General features: G+C 25.7%; 20 protein-coding genes and 1 riboswitch. Of the genes, 2 read left to right on the top strand and 18 right to left on the bottom strand.

Annotated features, from left to right (window positions below):
* Positions 1 to 128: 128 nt before the first annotated feature.
* The 8 genes from H8891_RS03990 to H8891_RS03955 form a co-directional block, all read right to left on the bottom strand.
* Positions 129 to 1,613: a WD40/YVTN/BNR-like repeat-containing protein gene (locus tag H8891_RS03990; protein ID WP_243207758.1), complete on the bottom strand. Its 1,485-nt coding sequence runs from the start codon at positions 1,611 to 1,613 to the stop codon at positions 129 to 131.
* Between the two features lie 203 nt (positions 1,614 to 1,816).
* Positions 1,817 to 3,715 carry an endonuclease MutS2 gene (locus H8891_RS03985; protein ID WP_187005282.1) on the bottom strand — a complete coding sequence of 633 codons (1,899 nt, stop codon included), beginning with the start codon at positions 3,713 to 3,715 and terminating at the stop codon, positions 1,817 to 1,819.
* Positions 3,708 to 4,028 carry a CD3324 family protein gene (locus tag H8891_RS03980; protein WP_187005281.1) on the bottom strand — a complete coding sequence of 107 codons (321 nt, stop codon included), beginning with the start codon at positions 4,026 to 4,028 and terminating at the stop codon, positions 3,708 to 3,710. Before H8891_RS03980 ends, H8891_RS03985 begins: the two co-directional genes overlap by 8 nt.
* 290 nt (positions 4,029 to 4,318) lie before the next feature.
* Positions 4,319 to 4,996, bottom strand: a complete 678-nt coding sequence (locus tag H8891_RS03975; RefSeq protein WP_187005280.1) for a manganese catalase family protein — start codon at positions 4,994 to 4,996, stop codon at positions 4,319 to 4,321.
* A gap of 127 nt (positions 4,997 to 5,123) precedes the next feature.
* Entirely contained in the window at positions 5,124 to 5,414 is a 291-nt protein-coding gene (locus H8891_RS03970; RefSeq protein ID WP_147544808.1) for a hypothetical protein, read from the bottom strand.
* A gap of 20 nt (positions 5,415 to 5,434) precedes the next feature.
* Positions 5,435 to 6,697, bottom strand: coding sequence for an MFS transporter (locus tag H8891_RS03965; RefSeq protein ID WP_187005279.1), 1,263 nt, complete (start codon positions 6,695 to 6,697; stop codon positions 5,435 to 5,437).
* Between the two features lie 170 nt (positions 6,698 to 6,867).
* Positions 6,868 to 7,491, bottom strand: a complete 624-nt coding sequence (locus tag H8891_RS03960; protein ID WP_187005278.1) for a Tim17/Tim22/Tim23/Pmp24 domain-containing protein — start codon at positions 7,489 to 7,491, stop codon at positions 6,868 to 6,870.
* 138 nt (positions 7,492 to 7,629) lie between these two features.
* Positions 7,630 to 8,322 (bottom strand): ferric reductase-like transmembrane domain-containing protein, encoded by a 693-nt coding sequence (locus tag H8891_RS03955; protein WP_187005277.1) that lies wholly within the window; start codon positions 8,320 to 8,322, stop codon positions 7,630 to 7,632.
* A gap of 166 nt (positions 8,323 to 8,488) precedes the next feature.
* A riboswitch (Fluoride riboswitch) is annotated at positions 8,489 to 8,550 on the top strand.
* A 58-nt stretch (positions 8,551 to 8,608) separates the two neighbouring features.
* Here H8891_RS03955 and H8891_RS03950 point away from each other — a divergent pair.
* A complete protein-coding gene (locus tag H8891_RS03950; RefSeq protein ID WP_187005276.1) occupies positions 8,609 to 9,838 on the top strand; it encodes a chloride channel protein in 1,230 nt (409 codons plus the stop codon).
* 440 nt (positions 9,839 to 10,278) lie between these two features.
* On the opposite strand, the gene H8891_RS03945 is transcribed toward H8891_RS03950, so the two are convergent.
* The 7 genes from H8891_RS03945 to H8891_RS03915 form a co-directional block, all read right to left on the bottom strand.
* On the bottom strand, positions 10,279 to 10,767 hold the full coding sequence (locus tag H8891_RS03945; protein ID WP_147544814.1) for a dCTP deaminase/dUTPase family protein: 489 nt from the start codon (positions 10,765 to 10,767) through the stop codon (positions 10,279 to 10,281).
* Between the two features lie 129 nt (positions 10,768 to 10,896).
* The gene (locus H8891_RS03940; protein WP_187005275.1) at positions 10,897 to 11,787 is read right to left on the bottom strand and encodes an NAD(P)/FAD-dependent oxidoreductase; all 891 of its coding nucleotides are present in this window, start codon (positions 11,785 to 11,787) and stop codon (positions 10,897 to 10,899) included.
* Positions 11,788 to 11,791: 4 nt separating this feature from the next.
* Positions 11,792 to 13,213: an NAD(P)/FAD-dependent oxidoreductase gene (locus H8891_RS03935; RefSeq protein ID WP_187005274.1), complete on the bottom strand. Its 1,422-nt coding sequence runs from the start codon at positions 13,211 to 13,213 to the stop codon at positions 11,792 to 11,794.
* A 329-nt stretch (positions 13,214 to 13,542) separates the two neighbouring features.
* A complete protein-coding gene (locus H8891_RS03930) occupies positions 13,543 to 15,594 on the bottom strand; it encodes an ABC transporter permease subunit/CPBP intramembrane protease (protein WP_187005273.1) in 2,052 nt (683 codons plus the stop codon).
* A complete protein-coding gene (locus H8891_RS03925; RefSeq protein ID WP_187005272.1) occupies positions 15,584 to 16,387 on the bottom strand; it encodes an ABC transporter ATP-binding protein in 804 nt (267 codons plus the stop codon). Before H8891_RS03925 ends, H8891_RS03930 begins: the two co-directional genes overlap by 11 nt.
* A 249-nt stretch (positions 16,388 to 16,636) precedes the next feature.
* Positions 16,637 to 17,047, bottom strand: a complete 411-nt coding sequence (locus tag H8891_RS03920; RefSeq protein ID WP_147544819.1) for a PH domain-containing protein — start codon at positions 17,045 to 17,047, stop codon at positions 16,637 to 16,639.
* Between the two features lie 176 nt (positions 17,048 to 17,223).
* Positions 17,224 to 18,018, bottom strand: coding sequence for an EcsC family protein (locus H8891_RS03915; protein WP_187005271.1), 795 nt, complete (start codon positions 18,016 to 18,018; stop codon positions 17,224 to 17,226).
* A 195-nt stretch (positions 18,019 to 18,213) separates the two neighbouring features.
* On the opposite strand from H8891_RS03915, the gene H8891_RS03910 reads away from it, so the two are divergent.
* Positions 18,214 to 18,846, top strand: coding sequence for a biliverdin-producing heme oxygenase (locus tag H8891_RS03910; RefSeq protein WP_243207757.1), 633 nt, complete (start codon positions 18,214 to 18,216; stop codon positions 18,844 to 18,846).
* Positions 18,847 to 18,942: 96 nt separating this feature from the next.
* Here H8891_RS03910 and epsC read toward each other — a convergent pair whose 3' ends face one another.
* The 3 genes from epsC to H8891_RS03895 all read right to left on the bottom strand — a co-directional run bounded on the left by epsC (position 18,943) and on the right by H8891_RS03895 (position 21,212).
* A complete protein-coding gene (epsC, locus tag H8891_RS03905; protein ID WP_187005270.1) occupies positions 18,943 to 19,458 on the bottom strand; it encodes a serine O-acetyltransferase EpsC in 516 nt (171 codons plus the stop codon).
* Between the two features lie 37 nt (positions 19,459 to 19,495).
* The gene (cysK, locus tag H8891_RS03900; protein WP_187005269.1) at positions 19,496 to 20,386 is read right to left on the bottom strand and encodes a cysteine synthase A; all 891 of its coding nucleotides are present in this window, start codon (positions 20,384 to 20,386) and stop codon (positions 19,496 to 19,498) included.
* A 259-nt stretch (positions 20,387 to 20,645) separates the two neighbouring features.
* Complete coding sequence (locus tag H8891_RS03895) at positions 20,646 to 21,212, bottom strand: PepSY domain-containing protein (RefSeq protein WP_187005268.1); 567 nt, start codon at positions 21,210 to 21,212, stop codon at positions 20,646 to 20,648.
* Between the last annotated feature and the right edge of the window lie 232 nt (positions 21,213 to 21,444).

The raw sequence follows: 21,444 nt of genomic DNA, 5'->3' as shown, positions 1-21,444 counted from the left end.
TATTTAATTTTTTTATATATAATAAATACTTTTTTGACTTTTGTATTTATTTTTTCTATCGAATAATTTCATCAAAAATAATTAAAAATCGACAATTTATTATATTTTCTATTTATAATAAAGTACTTTTAATTGCTACTTTTAACCTCTTTTACATATTCCCAAGTTTTGCCCTTATCTTTAGATTTATAAAGTAAACTACTATTTCCATTGTAGTCTCCATCAGCTCCTTGCTCTACATTTACATATAAAACTCCATCTTTTTCATAAGGAACCTTAGGAAAATCAAAAGGACTAATAGAATCTCCATTATCTAACTTAACTGATTTATTTTCAAACTCTATCTTATTAAAAGATTTTCCTCCATCTTCCGTACGATATAACTCACCTTCTGAGCCACCATTTCTAGATGCTCCTATAAACCCTATATTTTCATCAATAAAGTATATTCCAGAAGCCTCTCCAGTAGGTCCATTAAATGGATTATCATTTAAAACAAACCAGTTACTACCTCCATCAGTAGTTTGTTGCAATGAATAGAAAAAGCTACCCGTTGCCTTATCTTCTACATTTAACTTATATCTAACTCCATCATACAAATAAAATTCATCATTACTATTTGAATTTCCAGTTGCAATATCAAACTCTTTTTTATTCTCTTTTAACTCATCTTCTTTTTTAGTATTTTGGAACTTAAACCAATATGAATCAATTAATAAATTATATCTAACAGGAGTTATTTCATTTTCTTTTCCTGGGACATATATTGAAACTGTATATCCAACTAGTTTATCTCCAGCTAACTCTATAGGTACTTCATTTCCATTTTTATTAATTAAAACTATCCCTTCTCTATTACTTTCCCAGTTTCTTTTTCCTTTATAAATTAATCCAAACTCACTTGCATTCCATTTGTTAACTGTATTTTTTATAGAAATATACTCAACTGTTTCAAATAAAGGATCAAGCAATTTATCATTGCTATAAGTAGCATTTACAACACCGTTTAATATAAGTTTAATATCTTTTGATTTATTTTTATCATAAGATATTAAATAATTTACTTCTTTTCCATCCTTATCTTTACCATAAATAAAGGTTTCAAAATACGTAATTGTACCATCTTTTTTAAATTTAACACTTAAATCATCTGATATGTATAATTTTTTAGGTAATTCATATCTTTTACTTATATCTTCAAAAATACCTTTTACTCCATATTTATAGATATTATTTTTTTCGAATTTAATATCTCTTTCACTTTGTAATCTTTTTATAACCCATGCAAGTTTCCCACCATAGTTAGTTGCACTTTTATAGATTTTTAATCCATAAAATGAAGTTATTATAATAATGATTATAATCGAAATACATTTCCATGTTTTTGAACTTACTAATTTAGATTTATATTCTTTATTTTTCCTCGCTCTTATTATATAAAAAACAATCATAGTTATAAAAAATACTGCACATGCCACTGTAATATAAATATTATTATTATATCTTCCATACATGCACAAAGTAGTTAGTTCATAACAAAAAATCCAGTATACAATTAATATTATCGGATTAGTTATAAACGACATAGTTATTCTTTTTAATTTATACTTCAATCTATTCCCCCCTAGTTGAATTTATTATGATATATTTTAATTTATTCTATAATAATATATCATAATATTGGAAAATTTGATATAAATTGGCTATTTGAAAACAACTATTAAAAACAAAAGAACCCAACAATTTAACTCATTGGATTCTTTATTAATTTAGAATATATTAATATTTATTTTGATAATTTATTACATATTATTTATTATTTATTATTTTTTATTTGCTTTTGAATTTTCTTAAGTGCCTTTTTAGAACCTCTTTGAATATCTTTTTCTAACTTTCTATCTTCATAGGAAGTAAACAAACTATTAATATCATACCCTTGAGGATATAACTCTTGAGCTTTTAAATGTAATTCTGTTCTTTTTACATTTACTTTTATAAATTCATTTTTATATAAAACTTCAACATTATTAAATTTATCAACTTCTTTATAAACTATTGCAAAATCATCTTTATCTAATAACTTAACTTTATCTCCAACTTGGTAATTAACTATCTCTTTAGTCTCTTCAACAACTTCGTTTTTACCTTCAATCTTACTTCTTTTAACCAATTCTAAATTATAGTTTTTATCCTTCATATAAGCACTAGCTCTTTTTAATACTTTATCTCTTATACCCATCTTTTTAGATATAAATAAAGCATTACTATCTTCTGATTTTCCAATAACAAGCTTGTATAAAGGTTCTAAAGTATCCTTGTCAAACATCATGCCTGCATTTTCAAATTCTTCATGCATATTTGCAAAATTCTTTATCTCACCATAATGAGTAGATGCAATTGTTATACATCCCATTTGATAAAATTCTTCTAGTATTGCAATTGCCAAAGACGCTCCCTCATTTGGTTCTGTTCCACTTCCTATTTCATCAAATATCACTAAAGTTGATTTATTGCTAGCATTCATTATTTCAGCTATGTTTTTTATATGTGAAGAAAATGTACTTAGTGCATTTTCAATACTTTGATTATCACCTATATCTACAAATATATTTTCAAATACGCTTATTTCTGTGTTTTCATCTGCACATATATCAAATCCACATTGAACCATTAATGTTAATAGCCCAACAGTTTTTAATGATAAAGTTTTTCCTCCTGCATTAGGCCCTGTTATTATTAAGCTTCTATATGTTTTTCCTATTTCAAAGTTAAGTGGCACTACACTTCCCTTTAGTAATGGGTGTTTTCCATTTACTATTTTAGTGTATCCTCGACTATTGACCTTAGGAGTTATGCAATGATTATTTAAACTATATTTAGCCTTAGCAAAAACCATATCATATTCAGATATTATTTCTAAATTAAGTTTAATTTGAGCTATTTTTTCAAATATTAGTTCAGTTAAATAAGAAAGTATTTTATATTCTTCTATACTTTCCTCTGATTTTAAACTAACAAGCTCTATGCTAAATTTAGATACATTGGCCGGTTCTATAAAAACTGTGTTTCCTTTTGATGAAGTATCTAAAACAGTTCCATCAACTTCATTTTTGTAAGAAGATTTAATAGGTATTACATACCTATCTCCTCTTTTACTTATTATAAATTCTTGTATATATTTTTTATTGGTACTTGAAGTTATAAATTTATTTAATCTCTCTTTTATCTTAGCTTCACAAACTTCAATATTTTTTCTTATCTTTTTAAGTTCTTTAGAAGCATTTGAATCAACTTTATTATTTTTTATGATATAATTTATTTCACTTTCTATAAAATCGCATTCAGTTATATTTAGTGCATATGAACTTAAATTTGGAGCATAAAATTCCTTATCCAACATAAAGTTTTTTACTTTTTTACATCCTCTTAAAAAGTCTTGAACCTTTGTAAGTTCTGTAGGATCTAAAATCATACCTTTATCTACTTTTTCTATTATAGAATTTATATTAAATAAACCTTCTAATGGTATATGGTTGCTATTTGATAATACATTTCTAGCTTCTTTATTTTCCATTAGCCTTCTTTTTACTACACTTAAATGTTTACTAGGACTTAGTTTATCTATTAGTTCTTTTCCAAGTGAGCTTACACAATGTATTTTTACTAGTTCTTTAAATTCACTTAATTGTAATTTTTCAAAAGTTGTATTATTCATTTGTAAGCCCTCCTAAGTCTAGTGCATTAGTATTTTCAATGGTTTCTTTTTTTATTTTAGATATAATTTTTCTTATGCTAGACTCTGATAAATTATATATACTTACTATCTCTTCTATTGAATATCCATTTGCATATAAATTAAATATATCTTTATTTCTTGTGTAAATAGCTTTTCTTGCTCCATTTTTTGCTCCCCAAGGTATTTTCTCCCCTTTTAACTTTGGTATATATATAACATCCCCTTGGATATATTCTTGCACTTTTTGTAGTAATTCATTTGGTAATAAGTTTTTAGCATTTTTATATTTCAATTTTTTATTCTCCTTTATTTTTAAGTTGTATATTTACAAACTTAACAAATAAGGAGTTATTTTATTTTGTAACTCCTTATTTGTTAAGAAGTACAACTCCCAGCTCTTTATAATTAGTTTTTTTCATAAACTACACTCCTTTTTATATTTTCTTTAATTTATATTATTTCATATAAGTTTTGTTTATTCAATGGCGAAAACTATTATAATTGTTTTTTCCAAATATAAATAAAACACCTGACTTATGCAGGTGTTTTTGTAAACTAAAATATGTATTAAATATTTTAATCTTATTTTTTTATTGGATTTTCAAATGATGGTGGATTGATATCAATCTTTGTATCATGATTAGGTCCTGGGCTTGATAAATCAAAATATAATTTAGAGTCTTCAGTAACTCCGAAATCTCTATTTGAACCTGTATCTTTAATTTTATTTAATGCCTCTCTAAATAAAGCATTATGAGCTTCTTCTCTATTAAGTAAGAAATCTATTGTCTCTCTTACATATTTATCTTCAATTTGTCTGTATAAATATTCATATACAACCTTTGCTCTTTGTTCTGATGCTATGTTTGATAATAAATCTGCAACTAAATCACCTGTTACAGTAACATAATCAGCAGTCCAAGGTGCTCCTGATGAATTTATTAAAAATGGCGATAATCCAGATAATACATGAGTTTCTATTTCTCCAGATTCAACTGAATTGTAGTCAACGTCATGACCATTTAATAAGTTTATTGTTTGGGCTACCATTTCCATATGGCTAAGCTCTTCTGCTGCAATGTCAAGGAATAAATCTTTTATCTCTTTGTCTTTTATTCTAAAACTTTGAGATAAATATTGCATTGCTGCTTTTAATTCACCATTTCCTCCACCTAATTGTTCTTGCATTAAAACAGCATATTGTGGATTAGGTCTTTCTACTTTTACTTCTTTTAGTAAAGCTTTATCATGTTTAAACAAAATGATTACCTCCTTAAACTTTTCTGAAATTATTATTTGTGTAAAAATACTTTTTTATTCTATATGGAATTATTAATTTCTAGATTAGTTTAGAGGTTTATCTTTTCATTTAATATCTAACGATATTCTAAAACATTTTGTAAATATATATAAACATACAAAATATATCTAGTATTAATAATGTAAATGCTATTAAACTAAATTTATATGATAAATTCATAATCATAAATAATATAAATATATTTAAATACCCCATTCCCATTATTATACTTGCTTTATTTATTTCTTTTTTAGTTTTATTTTTTAGTTTATTTTCATCTACTAATGAAATTAAGTTTAATCTTTTTTTAATTCCAATTGAGTAAGCCATACTTAAAATAATTATAGATATAATAATACAAATTATAAATTTAAGCATAATATCCCCCATAGCTACTTCTATATTTTCATAAGCTCTTCTAATTTATCATGTTCACTATCATATTCTATAAATCTTTTTAAATTTTTTATCTTAACATAAAATAAACTTACAATAAAACAAGCAGAAAAAGTCATAATTAATACAACCCTAACTGGCATTAAATCTCCTAAAATTCCTGCTATCAATTGACCAATTGGTGCTAATCCCATACTTATAGTTGAAGTTATAGCCATAACCTTACCTCTTATATTTGCTGGCACAATAATCATACTAGTAGTTGAAAAAATAGTATTCATAATAACATTAAAGAAAAAACTAAAAAATAAACACATAACCAAAACTATATAACTATTAGTAATCATACTTAATAAAAATAATGAAGTACATGCTAAAAGTGAAAAAATAAACACCCTAAATTTTTGTTCTCTTTTTATATTTTTAATTGATAATAATATACTTCCACTAACCATACCCATAGATAAAAACATCATAGCAAAGCCATATCTCTCTGTTCCTAAAAATTTAGTTTCATTAAAATATGGAATTAACAGTATCATACCTGCATTTGCAAAAAAATTTATCATAGAAGAACATATAAACATTTTCTTATATACTTTAAAATCTTTTATAAAATTAAGTCCTATCTTAAAATCTTCTTTAAAAGTTATTTCTTTTTCTTCTCTTTTTAATTTTGGAATAGTTATAAACATTTCAGTAAAAGCTGAAAATAAATATGAAAGCCCATTAAATAAAAACATATAAGGAGCTCCTATTAATACGTAAAGTACTCCTCCTGCTGCATATCCTATCATATCTATTCCAGCTTGTGCTAAACTCGTTACAGAATTAGCTTTTATAAGCTTATCTTCTGGTACTATATCTGGTTTACTAGAATTTATTGCAGGATTAAAAAATGCTGAACATAATCCATTAATAATTCCTACAACAAAAACCATCCAAACTTGAATAAATCCTATTACCCCAGCTATCCCTACAAAGGTTACAACAATACCTCTTATTAAATCAGTTAAAACAATTACTTTTTTTCTATCCCACTTATCTATAAATACACCTGCAAAAGGTCCTAAAATTATCCTTGGCATCATTGTTATTGCACTTAAAAGTCCCATAAGTGATTTAGAACCTGTCATTTCTAAAATCCAAAAATCTAGTGCCATAATGTATAAAACATCGCCTAGCACTGATACTAATTGCCCTTGCCAAAGTAGAAAAAAGTTTTTGTTCCATAATTTACTTTCTAACTTTTTCGTAGTATCCAAGCTATCCCCCCTTGATTATTTTTTCAATATTTTTAAAATTCTTTCATTAAATATATATTCGTTAAATAATATTTACATAACAATTAATAATTTTAATCAATACAAAAATAGTAGATAACATCAATTACTGATACTATCTACTACTTTTATTTATTCTTTGATCTACAATTTTAAATTTTACTTATTTTTAAATATATAATAACATCAACCATATTATTTGAAATATCACCACTAGCTTCACTTGGTTTTACAAAATTATTTCCTAAAGCTATTCCATGTGTAACTCTATCTTTTCCTGTACTAAAAGATGCTATTGCTAAATTCTTACCAATCTCTATTTTATGCGCTCTTTCAGAAGCATTTTCAAGCATATTCCATGTAACTCCAATATTTCCTCCATTGAATTTAGATAAATTTAGTCCTTGTGATGTTGAAGCCATAAATTCATCTTTATTATTTTGACTAATATCAAATGTTAAAATATCCTTATCAGTCTTATTAATACCAATATTTAAATTATCTTTATTATTTTTTATCTCCATTTCACTAGTTAATATATTACTAGATTCTTTCAACTTACCATCATTATATGTTTCTGAAGTAATACTAACTTTGTACTTTCCTTTTTCTAAGTTATTTACATCATAAATTCCTATTGAATTTCCTGTTAACCGCTCTTTTATTTGTTCTTTTGAGTTTTCAGTATCCTTGTTTATAGTGATTTCTTGTTTGTTTGTGCAACCTCCTAGCCCTAATGTCCCTATCATGGCAAATATTATAAAAAGCTTCTTCACAATTTATCCTCCTCAAATTTATGCTAATTTATTTTCTATAAAATTCGACTTATATCTCTAAATATCCTTTTATATTGCAATAAAAAAGATGTAATCTTGTAAATCTACAAAACTACATCTTTTTATTTTTATAAATTTTTACATATTACTTGTAGACTTCTTTTTATTTATTTTTGAAGTTTTTATTAATTTTAATATAAAATAGCTACCAAATAATATCGTATATAAAGTTAATTTTAACATATCAATTTCTTTTCCATTTAAAATTGAAAGTACTATATGTATATAAACTAGTAAATAAAATGGATATGCCCATCTTTGCAATTTCTTCCACTGTGCAAATTTCATTTTACTTCTATACTTTTTAAGTGATGTTTTAAATAGTGGTATCATTATTATAAATGCTATTAACCCAACTATTAAATAAACCACATAAAGTGTTGTTATAGGTTTATGATTTGATAATTTCACCATAAAACGAACTAAATACATTATTACATGTGGGAATATAAGTATAGACCCTAGTATTGCAGATTCTGCTCTTATACTTAATAACTTTTTAGTTATCTTCCATTTAGGATTTAATGCTCCTGCAAACATAACTAATATGAAAAATGCTATTGAAAAGTTTCCTTTCATAGATGCTTTTTCAAATTCACCTATAAATCCGTGTAACTTTACATTTGTTAATAACCTATATATTTCATAGATTATTGTTCCTGCTCCAATTATTGAAGCAATTGTATAAAAAATCTTAGAGTGTTTCTTTATGCTTGATGTAAAAACTAGTGATAAAGCCACTATAAATATTAATGAATAAACTAATCGCATATAAATTCTCCTTTTTTTATTTTTATATTAATTATCATTTTCTAATGATAATTAATATCATTAATTCTATTATATTGTTTTCTTGTTGTCAACACTTCCTTAGAAAATAATTTTAATTAAAATTTTTATAGAAATTTTTAAGCATTTATAATATAATAAGTTGGTAAATAAAATCGGCGATGGAGTTCGCCATTAAACGCACTAGATGCTAATGACTCCTACTCTTATTAAAAATTTAAGAGTAGGAGTCTATTTTTTTGAAGAAAATATATTAGGAGGACAAAACGTGAACGAATTAAAAAAACACATTAAAGAAAGTGAACTAATATCAATCGTATTTTTAAGATGGTTTTTACTAGCATCTATATCAGGAGTTGCAGTTGGAGTTGTAATATCATTTTTCCTAAAAAGCTTACAATGGGCAACTAGTACTAGAGAAGCTAATTCATGGCTATTATACATGCTACCACTAGGTGGAGCTTTTGTAAGTTATTTATACTCTAAATACGGAAAAGATTCAGCAAAAGGAAACAACTTAATAATTGAAAGAATTAATGAAGGTGAAGGTAGAATTCCTTTTAGAATGGCACCTCTTGTATTTTTTGGTACATTTATAACTCATTTATTCGGAGGATCTGCTGGTAGAGAAGGTACTGGAGTTCAAATAGGAGCTAGTTTATCTTCAAAAATAGGTGAGCTTTTAAAATTAAAAGGACTAGATTATACAATACTCATAATAAGTGGTGTAAGTAGTGGTTTTGGTGTTGTCTTTGGAACTCCAATTGCAGGAACAATATTTGGTCTTGAGGTTACTACTATTGGTAAAATGAGATATGAAGCAATAATACCTTGTTTTATATCAAGTTACATAGGAAATTTTATCGCAGAGCTTTTTAAAGTTCAACATAGCCATTATAGTATGGGGGCATCTTTAAATGGAGTTGATATATTTTTTAAAGTTATCTTTTGTGCTGTTTTATTTGGACTTACTAGCAAACTTTTTGCAGAACTTACTCATTCCTTAAAAAAGTTTTTTGCAGCTAAAATACCTAACACATCATTAAAAAGCTTTGTAGGTGGAGTTATAATAATTATAATAGTTTTAATTCTTGGAACTAGAATTTACCTTGGATTAAGTTTGGACTTATTAAGTAATGCATTTAACCAACCAGTTCCTAAAGAATCATTTATGATAAAATTACTTTTAACATCACTTACTCTTTCTGTAGGATTTCAAGGTGGTGAAGTTACTCCATTATTTGTAATTGGAGCAACTTTAGGAAACTTGCTTGCAGGGATGCTTGGGCTTCCTATTGAATTTTTAGCAGGTCTTGGAATGATAGGTGTATTTGCAGGAGCAACAAAAACCCCTATAACATCTTTTGTAATGGGACTTGAATTATTTGGATCAGCTAATATTGGCTTTATATTTATTGCATGTGTGATAAGTTATGTGTTTGCAGGAAAAAGTACTATATATACATCTCAAGATAGAAGCCTGTTAGATTGTAAATAGAATATAAATTTAAAAAGACACAAACTAATTAATAAAGTTTGTGTCTTTTTAAATTTATCTAAGTCCCTAATCTTAGACCCTAATTTTTATAATAAAAAAGAAAACTATACAAATCAAACTTAGATTTTGTATAATATTAATCGTCTTTGACAAAGTCTCATTATCTAGCATGTGAGCTTTCAAAGTATTCTTTTCTCCTTAAGGAGATCTGTTTTAAATCTTAAAGTTGATTTGTTTAGTTTTCCATAATATATATATACCTCGTTTTTCAAAACTTAAACACAATTATATAAATTTTTTTAATTGAGTTCACTAGCGTAGTTAGCGAATGGAAAATATATAAGTTGCAGTGACATTTGAAAGCATATTTTCAGCTTTCATGGAGCAAAACTTATATATTTTCCATAATCACTCACGCTATATAACTCTATTAAAGTTGTTTATTTATTAGTTTTATCAGTAGACCCAAATCCACCTTTTCTTATTTCACCAGTTTCAAAGTCATCTCCATCAGCTAAAAGTATTGGCATAAATATAGCTTGTCCTATACCATCTCCTACTTTAACTTCCCAAGCTTTTTTACCTCTATTAACTAATTTTATAAAGTAATGACCTTCATTAGCTTCACAGTTATAGTAATCTCCATCACCTATACCTACTGTATTTGCTAATTGTATTTGATATTTAAATCCCATACCACTTCTTGGATATAATGCTAACATTTCTCCAACTTGCATATAAGCTTTAAATCCTGTTGGTATAACTATATCTTCACCTGGTTGTAATGTAAAGTTTAATGTACTTTTTATATCATACCCAGCAGCAAACTTAGTTGCTCTTTTAGGTAGAGTTAACTCTTCATATGCTATATGTGCATTTGCTTTTTCAAATTCTTCTTTGCTTACTAATTCAAATCCTCTTATTTTCATTTATGTATCTCCTTTAAAAATATCTTTAATATATAATACCATAATCATTTTTTTATAACAAATTAAAAAAGCCAACTAAAAGTTTATAACTTAAAATTGGCTTTAAAACTTAATTATTTATATTAAATTTTAATATATATTTTCTATTAATTGACTACATTCTTTTTCTATATCTTCTATATACTCATGTATATATATTCCATTTCCACAAGCGTATATATTATTTCTTGAAGTCATAAATTTATCATCAACTTCTGGTCCTGTAGTCTTTGGATTTAGTTTAATACCACTTCTCATAGCTACCAATCCATCTGAAAGCATAGGATTTGCAAATATTAAAGTATCACACTTAACTATTTCTTCTTTATCATCTTTAGCTAACTTAACACTACTTATTCTTCCATCTCCATATATAGCTTCTATACTGTAGTTATCATATATTTTATCAGTTAGACCATAAGTATTAATATCTTTATCTTTAGCTATTATACCTACTACATTTATATTTTTATTTTTTAATTCATCTTTTATCATATATAAAGTTGAATTTCCAGCTATTAAAATATTTTTACCTGGTATCATATTATCCATGCTAAATATCTTCTTAGTCATTCCAACAGTAAGTATTCCAGAACATCTATCTCCTACCATATTTACAGCTTTTCTTGCTCCTTCTTTACCACCATTTGCTAATATTATATTTTTAGCTTTTATCTTTTCTATTCCATTTGTAGGACTTGTACAAAGTACTTCATTATTTTCTTCTATTTTTAATACCATAGTATTTAATTTTATATCTATATTACATTTATCTAGTTCTTTTAATAAAGTTATTTTGTACTCTTTACCTGTTATATTCTTTTCTTTTCCTATGTTATAATTTCCTAGATTTAAAGCTCCACCTAATACAGGATCCTTTTCTATTAATAAAATATTTTCTATTCCTTTTTTATAAGCATCTATAGAACATAAAATCCCTGCTGCTCCACCACCAACTATAATTAAATCATAATCTCTCATGTCATTAATCCTCCTTAAATCCAACAACTGTAGAAGATTTAGAATTTTTATTTACTTCACTTATATCTATTCCTAGTTCTTTACTTAATATCATACTTATAGGTATAATACATCCACCACCTTGGCATCCACCCATCATAGCACGAGTTCTTCTTTTAACTCCATCTATTGTAGTTGCTCCTAATGGTCTTTTTATAGAATCTATAATCTCACCTTCTGTTACAAACTCACACTTACATACCATTTTTCCGTAAGATGGATTTTTAGCTATTAACTTATTTTTTTCTTCTATACTTAATTCACTCATTCTAACCATTTTAGTTCTAGTTTCTTTAAAGTTTTCTTTTTCATTTAAATTAATATTATTAGAAACTAAATTGACTACATACTTAGCAATAGCAGGTGCTGCTGTTAACCCTGGAGAGTCTATTCCTATTACATTTATAAAGTTTTTAGCATCTTTAGCTTCTTCTATTATAAAATCTCCTCCACTAACTTTAGGTCTTAATCCACTAAAAGTATTTAAAACTCTATCTACAGGTATATCTTTCATAGTTTTTTTACTTTTATCTAGTATCTCATCTATACCTTCTCTTGAAGTTTCTATACTTTTACTAGATTTTGCATTTGGACCTACTAAAAGATTTCCATCTACTGTTGGCGTAACTAAAACACCTTTACTTAGTTCACTTGGAACTTGAAATAAAGTTTTTTCGCATAATGTACCTGCTACTTTATCAAATAAGCAGTACTCTCCTTTTACAGGATTTATCTCGTATTTTACTTTACTTACTAAATTATTTAAAAATCCTCCACCTAGACCAGCTGCATTTATAATTATTTTACTTTTTAAAGCAGTTCCATCTTCTAGGCTTATTTCATATACTTCATTTTCCTTTTTTATATCTATAACCCCTTGTCCTAGTATAAATTCAACACCATTTTCAACTGCATTTTCACCAAATGCTAAAGTCATTTCATAAGGACTTACTATGCCAGAACTTTTTACGTATAAAGCTCCTAATACATCTTTGTTTATATTTTTCTCTAAGTTTAATACTTCTTCTTTGTTTAAAATTTCTAGACCTTTAACTCCAATTTCTTCTCCATTGGTTTTAAGTTCTTTTACTCTTTTTAATTCATCTTCACTAAAAGCTAAAACTAAAGCACCATTTCTTTTAAAAGGAAATTGTAACTTACTAGCTAACTCATCCATCATTTCATTTCCTTCTAAGTTAAGCTTAGCTTTTAAAGTTCCTTTTTTCTCGTTATATCCACCATGTATAATACCACTGTTTGCTTTTGATATGCCTTCTGCTATATCTTCATTTTTATCAATTACAGCTATATCTAAATCATATCTTGATAATTCTCTAGCTATAGCACATCCTACTACTCCTGCTCCTATTACAGTAATGTCTTTCATATTAATTCCTCCTTTTGTAAAGAGCTTATCTATAATAAATTGTTAATTTTTTCTTTTTATTTATGTATTCATTATACTCCTTGAATAATCATAAGTAAAATTTATAATTTCAATAATATCAATTAATATTTTTAATAATAAAAATTCGCTTCGCTCATGTCGCCAACGACTTCGTCCGTTGCTCAAAATTTTTTTACGCTTAAAACATAGTACATTGGTGTAACTACTTTTCATAGATTATCTACAAGTTTTTAGTAAGTGTAATTTCCTTAAGCGTAAAAAACCAGCCTAAACTTTATAGTTTATAGCTGGTTTTATTTAAATTATATTTATGCTGTTTTTTTCTTTCCTAATAATTTTGAACCTATTAATATTAAAACTATACTTATAACTATTAATAAACCTAGTTTTAATATATCTAAATCCTTAAAATTTACAGTTAATAAATTATATATTTTAACCATTATACCATCATGCTTTGTGGTATGAAGTGATAATACTGCTATTGCATTATTTAAAAAGTGCATTATCATAGGTATAAATATACATCTACTCTTATAAACTGAATATCCAAGTGCAATACCAAGTATACTTGTAAGTATAACTCTTATAAAGTCTATATGCATAAATCCAAACATTACACCACTAAATATTACTGCCCATATTTGAGCTTTCTTTTCTTTATTATGACTAAGTGATGTAAATAAAAATCCTCTAAAGAATATTTCCTCACATATAGCTGGCATTACTGCTATAGCTAATAGGTTTAAGAAGCCATTATCTATTTTTAAAACATCATTTAAATTTTCAACAATTTGCATATTTTGTGGGAATAAATAAAGTATTAATTGTGTCACAAGGTTAACTATTATAAAAGTTCCAACCCAAAGAATTATCCCACCTAATACTTGTGATATATTAGGTGCTTTTATATTAAGTACATTTTTAAAGTCACATTTAATATACCATCCAAATATTAAAGGTAATGCTATAATCATAACTTGAGTAAGCATTAATCCAGTCATTCCAAACTTAATTTGAATTAGAGTTCCTACATATATTAATAACACTACACCCAAAGCGTATAAAGTAATTCCATCCCCTATTCCAGGCATTGTACCTTTTTTGATGTTACTTCTTTTTTCTAGTAATGAAAAACTCTTACTACTTCCAAATAATATCTCTTCAGAATTAAACATCTTAGAAAGTATTAAAACTGATATTATAACAAATACAAGATTTGATATTAAAACCAAAGCTATTAAACTTATATTACTATTAAATGTTAAAACACTTTTAATAAGTAATGATATATTAACTACTGGTATAGTAGCTGTAAAACTATTTAATGTTATATTAGGTATCATAGATACATAAGAAGGTATCATAACTAATAAAGTTACTGGTGTTATATAGTTTTGAGCATCTTTAAAACTTTTAGCAAGTGAACATACACACATACTTACAGCTGAAACTACCATTGCAAATAAGCATACACATATTAAAGTTATTATACCTGGAATTATCATTTGAGATATATCTATATTAATCATTCCCATTTCACTTGCCATACCTTGGCTAGTTAATAAAAATGCTATAGTTATAAATATAGATAAAATATTTAATATAGCCGAAGCTACTGCACAAAGAGATACTGCCATATATTTACCCATAACTAATTCTAAATTTGTTATAGGAAGAGTAAATAATGTTTCTAATGTACCTCTTTCTTTTTCTCCTGCCATAACATCTATTGCTGGATATATAGCACCCATAAGCAATCCTATTATTAATACAAAAGGAAGTATTTGACCTAGTAAATGACCTGCTAATTCTTCATTTTTAGCTACATCTACAGTTTTATAACTAATAGGTTCTAGAGTTGTTTTAACATCTAATCCACTTTCAGATACTTTTTCTTTAACTAATTCTTCCTTATATTCTTTTAATACATCATCTATTTTATCTTGTGCCATAGATGCTGACTCTTCAGATGAGTCTATATATACTTTAAACTCCTTAATTCCATTTTTTTCAGTCATATCAATATATGCAGCTATTTTACCATCATTTAAATCCTTTTTATAATCTGTAGATTTTACGATTTTAAAATCTCCAGCTTCACTATTATCTTTTTTTCTAGATTTATTGCTATCATCTATAACTTTTGAAAGTATTTTATCTGGTGATTTATTAAAAGCTATATTTATATTTTCTTTTTCCATACTATTCATCGACATCATCATAACTTGAGTCATACCTACCATAAGTATTGGATATAAAAGTATAGGTAATATTATCATCATAAATATAGTCTTTTTATCTCTTAATATATCTAATATTTCCTTTTTAAATATCTGCTTTACTATTTTAGTCCTCAAATAAATCACCTCTTTCACTTGCAAGAGTTATAAATACATCTCTTAAATTGTTAGTATTAGTTTTTTCTTTTAATTCTTTAGGAGTTCCCATTGCTATTACCTCACCTTTGTGAATCATCATTATTCTATCACATAAAGTTTCGGCTTCTTCCATATAGTGAGTTGAGTATAAAACAGTTTTTCCTTTTTCTTTTTCATTTTTCATAAAATCTATTATAGATTTACTACTTATTACATCTAGCCCCAGTGTTGGCTCATCAAATATGTATACTTTAGGTGAATGAATCAAACATCTTGCTATTGAAGTTCTTTGAGTTTGACCTGTAGATAAATTTTCTATTCTATTGTCTATAAAACTTTCCATATCCATTATATCTATTACTTGTTTTATAGATTTTTCAATTTCTTCTTTAGGCATTTCATATAGATTTGCAAAAGTAGTTAATAATTCTCTTGGTGAAAGGCGATTATAAAGCTTTGTATTTCCTGATAAATATCCAATTTCTTTTTTAGCTGCATTTTTATCAATTGAGTAATCATATCCATCTACATTTATACTTCCTGATGTTGGTGTTAAAATTCCACCAAGCATTCTAAGTAATGTAGTTTTACCTGCTCCATTTGGACCTAGTATCCCTAATATTTCTCCTTCTTTTGCTTTGAAAGTAACATTGTTTACTGCTAAAAAATCTTCTTTTTTAGTTTTTAGCTTCGTCAGTCTTTTCTTTTTCTTTGAAGACTCATCTTTTACGACTCTTGTAAAGACTTTACACAAGTTGTTTACTTCTATCATAAACTTCCTCCCCTTGTATTCATTAAAAAAAGTTAAATAAATTTTATATCAACTATATACTTATTGACATTAATTTATAAATATAACTTTTACATTAATACATTATTTTCCTTTATTAATTAACATCTTATCATAAATAAATTTATAAATATAGAATATGGAATGAAATACGATTTATTTGGAGTAAAATAAACAAAAAAGCACTTAATAAATTTATTAAGTGCTTTTTATACTTTATATATAAATGCTTTATTTAAATAAATAATGCTTTTTCACAAGTTTAACTATTTCTTTAGCTTCTTGAGCTTGAGCTCTTGGAACTTTAAATGAAATAGGTGCGTTATATGGTATCCCGTTTTGTCCTATAGTTGTATTACCATCTACTCCAATTTTTATATCTACGTCTAAATCAAATGTAGATGCAGATTCAAAAGATATACTTTTTACATTCTTAGAAGGGAAAAATTTTACTTCTACTTTTTTTCCACTAACCCCTTGAACATCTACTAAATATATTCCATAGTTGCTTAATATTATGGAATCTCTTATAAATGTAAATGCTTGTATTATTTCTTCACCATCAAGTAAGTAATCTTTTATTTTATCCCCTGCTGAATTATCTATTGATCCGTATCCTGCTAACTTATTAAAAAAAGCCATTTTTTAAATCTCCTCCAAAATTAATTATTTGTATATACACAGTATCATAATTTCTTAAAATTTACAATATTTTTAATATTTACTGTTATAAGTTGAAATTCATTGTAAAATCAATCCTTTTTCAATAAAAAACAATCCAATTTTTTTAATTTTTACTAAACTCTAATCTATACAACTTATTTAAAATTTCTTTTACTCATAATTATCTTATATTTTTTAGATATCCAACTTTCTTTTTCTATTATACAATTTCCCGTATTTAATAATCTCATATGATAAGAATATATAGCATATTCACCTAATTTATCTACCAATTTATGATTTACATAAGCTCCCACAAAAGCTCCTATACCTGGAACTAATTGAAGAAGTTTGGCTAAATCTATGTAATCTCTATATTCTTGTTGAAAATTTCTCCAATCAAATTCATTTATATCATCTGATAAAGTATCTTTAAATTCATCAAAATTCTCCATTTTTTTAAATATAGTATTTACATGATTTTGACTTGAAAAAGCTAATTGAAAAATGTTTAATATATATAATCTTTCTTTATAATCTTTTGTATCAAATCCATATATACTAGCAATTTCATAAATAAGTTTTATCTTTATGCTAAGAAGCAATGGAAAATCAGCAAGACCTATTAAAATTCCTCCAGCACCAGTTCCAGCTCCTTCTAACATAGCTGTTTTTTTATATAATTTAATTTTTTCATAAGCAAGTTCATCTCTTTCTTCTAATGAAAGATTTTTTATTGGAGGTTTTGTAGTATATTTAGATCCAAATAAAACTACTTTAGTCATATTTTTTATAGCTGTTGTTACTATGTTGTGATATTTCTCAGGTAATATAGAATTTATTTTATTTTGAGTTTCTTTAGATACTTTATTTATAATAGATGGTTTTTTTCTCATTTTTTCTTTCCATATTTCTAATTCTTTTAATTTTACATGGTTATAGTCATTCATTTTATCACCTATCTTTAATTATCAAAGTTAATTTCAAAATTTTAATATAGTTTATTATACACTTAAATCTTATGAATTTATTATTTAAATATATTAAAAATATATACAAAAATTAAATTTTTAGTTTAGCATTAAAACTCAAGGGGTAATTAACTAAATAGATAATCACAAATTTAAAAGAAAGAAGATGATTTTATGGATATGAATTTCCTAAAAGCTATTCAAAAAAGCACAAAAAAATTACATAGTATGGCTGAGAATACAGGATTCATAAAAAGATTAGTTAGTGGAGATGCTACTACACAAACTTATGGAGAGTATATCTACAATCTTTATTTTGTTTACAAGGCAATAGAGGAAAATCTAGAAAAACACAAGGATAATGAAGTTTTAAAAGAATTTATAATTCCTGAAATTTTTAGAGCAGAGTCTTTATTAAAAGATTCAAAATTTCTATTGGGTGACAACCTTGATTCTATAGAACTTTGTGATTCAACAAAAGTTTTTGTTGCTAGATTAAATGAAATATCTAATATAGATCCAAACTTATTAGTTGCTCATGCTTATACTAGATATTTAGCTGATTTATTTGGTGGTAGAACAATATTTGAGATAATAAAAGGTAAATATAATATAGAAGATGATGGTCTTAACTATTATATGTTTGATAAAATACCTGATTTAAAAGCATTCGTAATGGAATATCATCAAAGACTTGATTTAATAAAATTAAATGATGAAGAAAAAGAAAAATTCTTAAATGAAATTTCTCTTTCATATATTTTCAACATAAGTATTTCTAATGAACTAGAATATATTAGATTTTAGTTTATAAACTTATATTACGACGTACATTATTTTTTAAATTTCAAATTGATAAATTTATAAAAGGATGATTCTAAATTTAGAATCATCCTTTTTAATTTATTTATTATTTATTATCTTACCTGGTATTCCAACTACTGTACTATTTTCAGGTACATTTTTTAAAACTACAGAATTTGCACCAATTTTTGAATTATCACCTATTGTTATCGGACCTAATACCTTAGCTCCAGCGCCAATTATAACATCATTACCAACTGTCGGATGTCTTTTTCCAATTTCTTTTCCTGTTCCACCTAAAGTTGTTCCATGATATATAGTTACTCGATTTCCAATAACTGCAGTTTCACCTATAACAACACCCATTCCATGGTCTATTAATATAGCACTACCAATTTTTGCTCCTGGATGAATTTCTATACCTGTTATAAATCTATTTATTTGTGATATTAATCTAGCTATAAAAAACATTTTGTGTTTATAAAAACAGTGTGCTATTCTATGTGAAATTAATGCATGAACTGATGGATAAAGAAAAAAAACTTCTATCTTAGACCTTGCAGCCGGATCATTTTCAAGTATATATTCAATGTCATCATTTATCTTTTTAAACATATTATCCTCCAATTTTTAGTTTATATTTAAAGTTCAACTAAAATATGTTCATAGATAAATACTTTTCTATTCCATCAGGAGCTATAGTTACTATTTTCTTATCTTTATTTTCTTTTGCTATTTTAATACTTGCAAATATATTCGCTCCAGATGATATACCTACTAACACGCCTTCTTTTTCACCTATTAATTTAACAGTGTTTATAGCATCTTCATCACTTACAGTTACTATCTCATCAATAACACTCATATCTAAGTTCTTAGGTATAAAATTAGCTCCTATACCTTGTATTTTATGAGCTCCACTATAACCTTTTGATATTAAAGGAGAACTTTCTGGCTCCACACCAATGACTTTTATATTTTTATTCATTTCTTTTAAGTATCTAGCAACACCACTTATAGTTCCACCTGTTCCTATACCACATACAAATATATCTATATCCTTAACATCTTCATATATTTCTACAGCTGTTGTTTTGTAGTGTTTATTAGGATTACTTTCATTTTCAAATTGTTTTAATGATTTATAATTATCGTTTGAATTTACAAGTTCTAATGCTTTATCTATTGATGCTTGCATTCCACCTTCGCCTGTAAGTACTATATCTGCTCCATAAGCTTTCATTAAATCTCTACGCTCTTTACTCATAGAACTTGGCATAACTATTATTATATTAAGCCCTTTTATTTTTCCAATCATAGATAAAGCAATTCCTGTATTACCACTAGTTGCTTCTACTATTGTATCTCCTTTTTTAATTTCTCCTTTTTCCATAAGGTCTTCAATCATACCTAAAACTGCTCTATCTTTTATACTTCCACCTATATTGTATTTTTCAAGTTTTAAATATATATTATTTTCTATATTGTTTAATTTAAGTAATGGAGTTTTTCCTATAAGTTCTAAAATATTATTGTATATCATATTGCCCTCCTATGTTTTAGTAATTACATAAAATTTATATTTATAATAAATAGTATTAGCTAATTTTTAAAATTGTTAGAATTTATTTTTATAATATTACTAAACCAATCGACAATTTTCAACAAATATAGAATATTTCTATATTAATATATATTCAAATAGAAATATTCTATATTTTCAATATATTTAGATATTACAAAATATAAAATAAAAAAAGTGTAACCATCTAATATTTATTAGATAACTACACTTTTTTTATTTAGTCATCAAGTTTTATTTGTCCATATTGATCATCATGAGTATCTTTTACTTTAATTTTTTCGTGACTAAATTCTTTTATATCTCCAGTTTTTGCATCTACTTCTATTTCATATTTTGTATCACCTTTTACAAGTTTTCCTTTGTATTCAGGATTATTTCCATCTTTATCTAAATTAAAGCTTTCGATTGTTGCTTTAGGAACTTTATTAAGCATTATATCCATTGCTTTATCTTGACTTATTAATTTGTCTGAACTTTTGTTTCCACTATCTTCTTTTAAAACATTTTGTTCAAACTCAATTACATCTCCTGTTTGAGCATCCACTTCAACTTCATATTTTATATTGTCTTTTACAACTTTAGAATCGTATTTAGGTGAAGAATCTTCATTATCATAAACAAATTCTAATATTTTACCATCTGGCACTTTTTCTAATATAATAGTTTTTGCTTGTTCTTCTGTTAAATATTCAGCTTTATCATGTTTTGCTAAAGAATAACTTACCCCTACTCCACATATAACTACTATCCCTATTCCTATTATTACTGACTTGCTAAACTTCATTGTACTCACTCCTGATAATTAATTTTAATATTAATTTATATACCATTTATTTACATATTTAAACATAATTGTAACTAATGTTTCATAACAATATAACTAATATTGTTTAAAGTGTATTTTTAATATCTTATACAATAGATTAACCCAACTTATATCTATCATTAAAATTTTTATATAAAATAATAAACCAAAGCTTTAAAAGATTAACATTTTTAAAGCTTTGGTTTTATTT

This window comes from Paeniclostridium hominis (assembly GCF_014306135.1).
GTDB lineage: Bacteria > Bacillota > Clostridia > Peptostreptococcales > Peptostreptococcaceae > Paraclostridium > Paraclostridium hominis.
Note: the sequence above shows the minus strand (reverse complement) of the source record. Positions and strands in the feature narration are given on the sequence as shown.

What these genes read in the sequence shown, in the direction of transcription:
- H8891_RS03945 (WP_147544814.1), bottom strand. Translation starts at nt 10,767, where the DNA reads ATGAAAATAAGAGGATTTGAATTAGTAAGCAAAGAAGAATTTGAAAAA.
- H8891_RS03970 (WP_147544808.1), bottom strand. Translation starts at nt 5,414, where the DNA reads ATGCTTAAATTTATAATTTGTATTATTATATCTATAATTATTTTAAGT.
- H8891_RS03915 (WP_187005271.1), bottom strand. Translation starts at nt 18,018, where the DNA reads ATGAATGACTATAACCATGTAAAATTAAAAGAATTAGAAATATGGAAA.
- H8891_RS03955 (WP_187005277.1), bottom strand. Translation starts at nt 8,322, where the DNA reads ATGCGATTAGTTTATTCATTAATATTTATAGTGGCTTTATCACTAGTT.
- H8891_RS03925 (WP_187005272.1), bottom strand. Translation starts at nt 16,387, where the DNA reads ATGATAGAAGTAAACAACTTGTGTAAAGTCTTTACAAGAGTCGTAAAA.
- cysK (WP_187005269.1), bottom strand. Translation starts at nt 20,386, where the DNA reads ATGATATACAATAATATTTTAGAACTTATAGGAAAAACTCCATTACTT.
- H8891_RS03920 (WP_147544819.1), bottom strand. Translation starts at nt 17,047, where the DNA reads ATGGCTTTTTTTAATAAGTTAGCAGGATACGGATCAATAGATAATTCA.
- H8891_RS03895 (WP_187005268.1), bottom strand. Translation starts at nt 21,212, where the DNA reads ATGAAGTTTAGCAAGTCAGTAATAATAGGAATAGGGATAGTAGTTATA.
- H8891_RS03985 (WP_187005282.1), bottom strand. Translation starts at nt 3,715, where the DNA reads ATGAATAATACAACTTTTGAAAAATTACAATTAAGTGAATTTAAAGAA.
- epsC (WP_187005270.1), bottom strand. Translation starts at nt 19,458, where the DNA reads ATGTTTAAAAAGATAAATGATGACATTGAATATATACTTGAAAATGAT.
- H8891_RS03940 (WP_187005275.1), bottom strand. Translation starts at nt 11,787, where the DNA reads ATGAGAGATTATGATTTAATTATAGTTGGTGGTGGAGCAGCAGGGATT.
- H8891_RS03935 (WP_187005274.1), bottom strand. Translation starts at nt 13,213, where the DNA reads ATGAAAGACATTACTGTAATAGGAGCAGGAGTAGTAGGATGTGCTATA.
- H8891_RS03910 (WP_243207757.1), top strand. Translation starts at nt 18,214, where the DNA reads ATGGATATGAATTTCCTAAAAGCTATTCAAAAAAGCACAAAAAAATTA.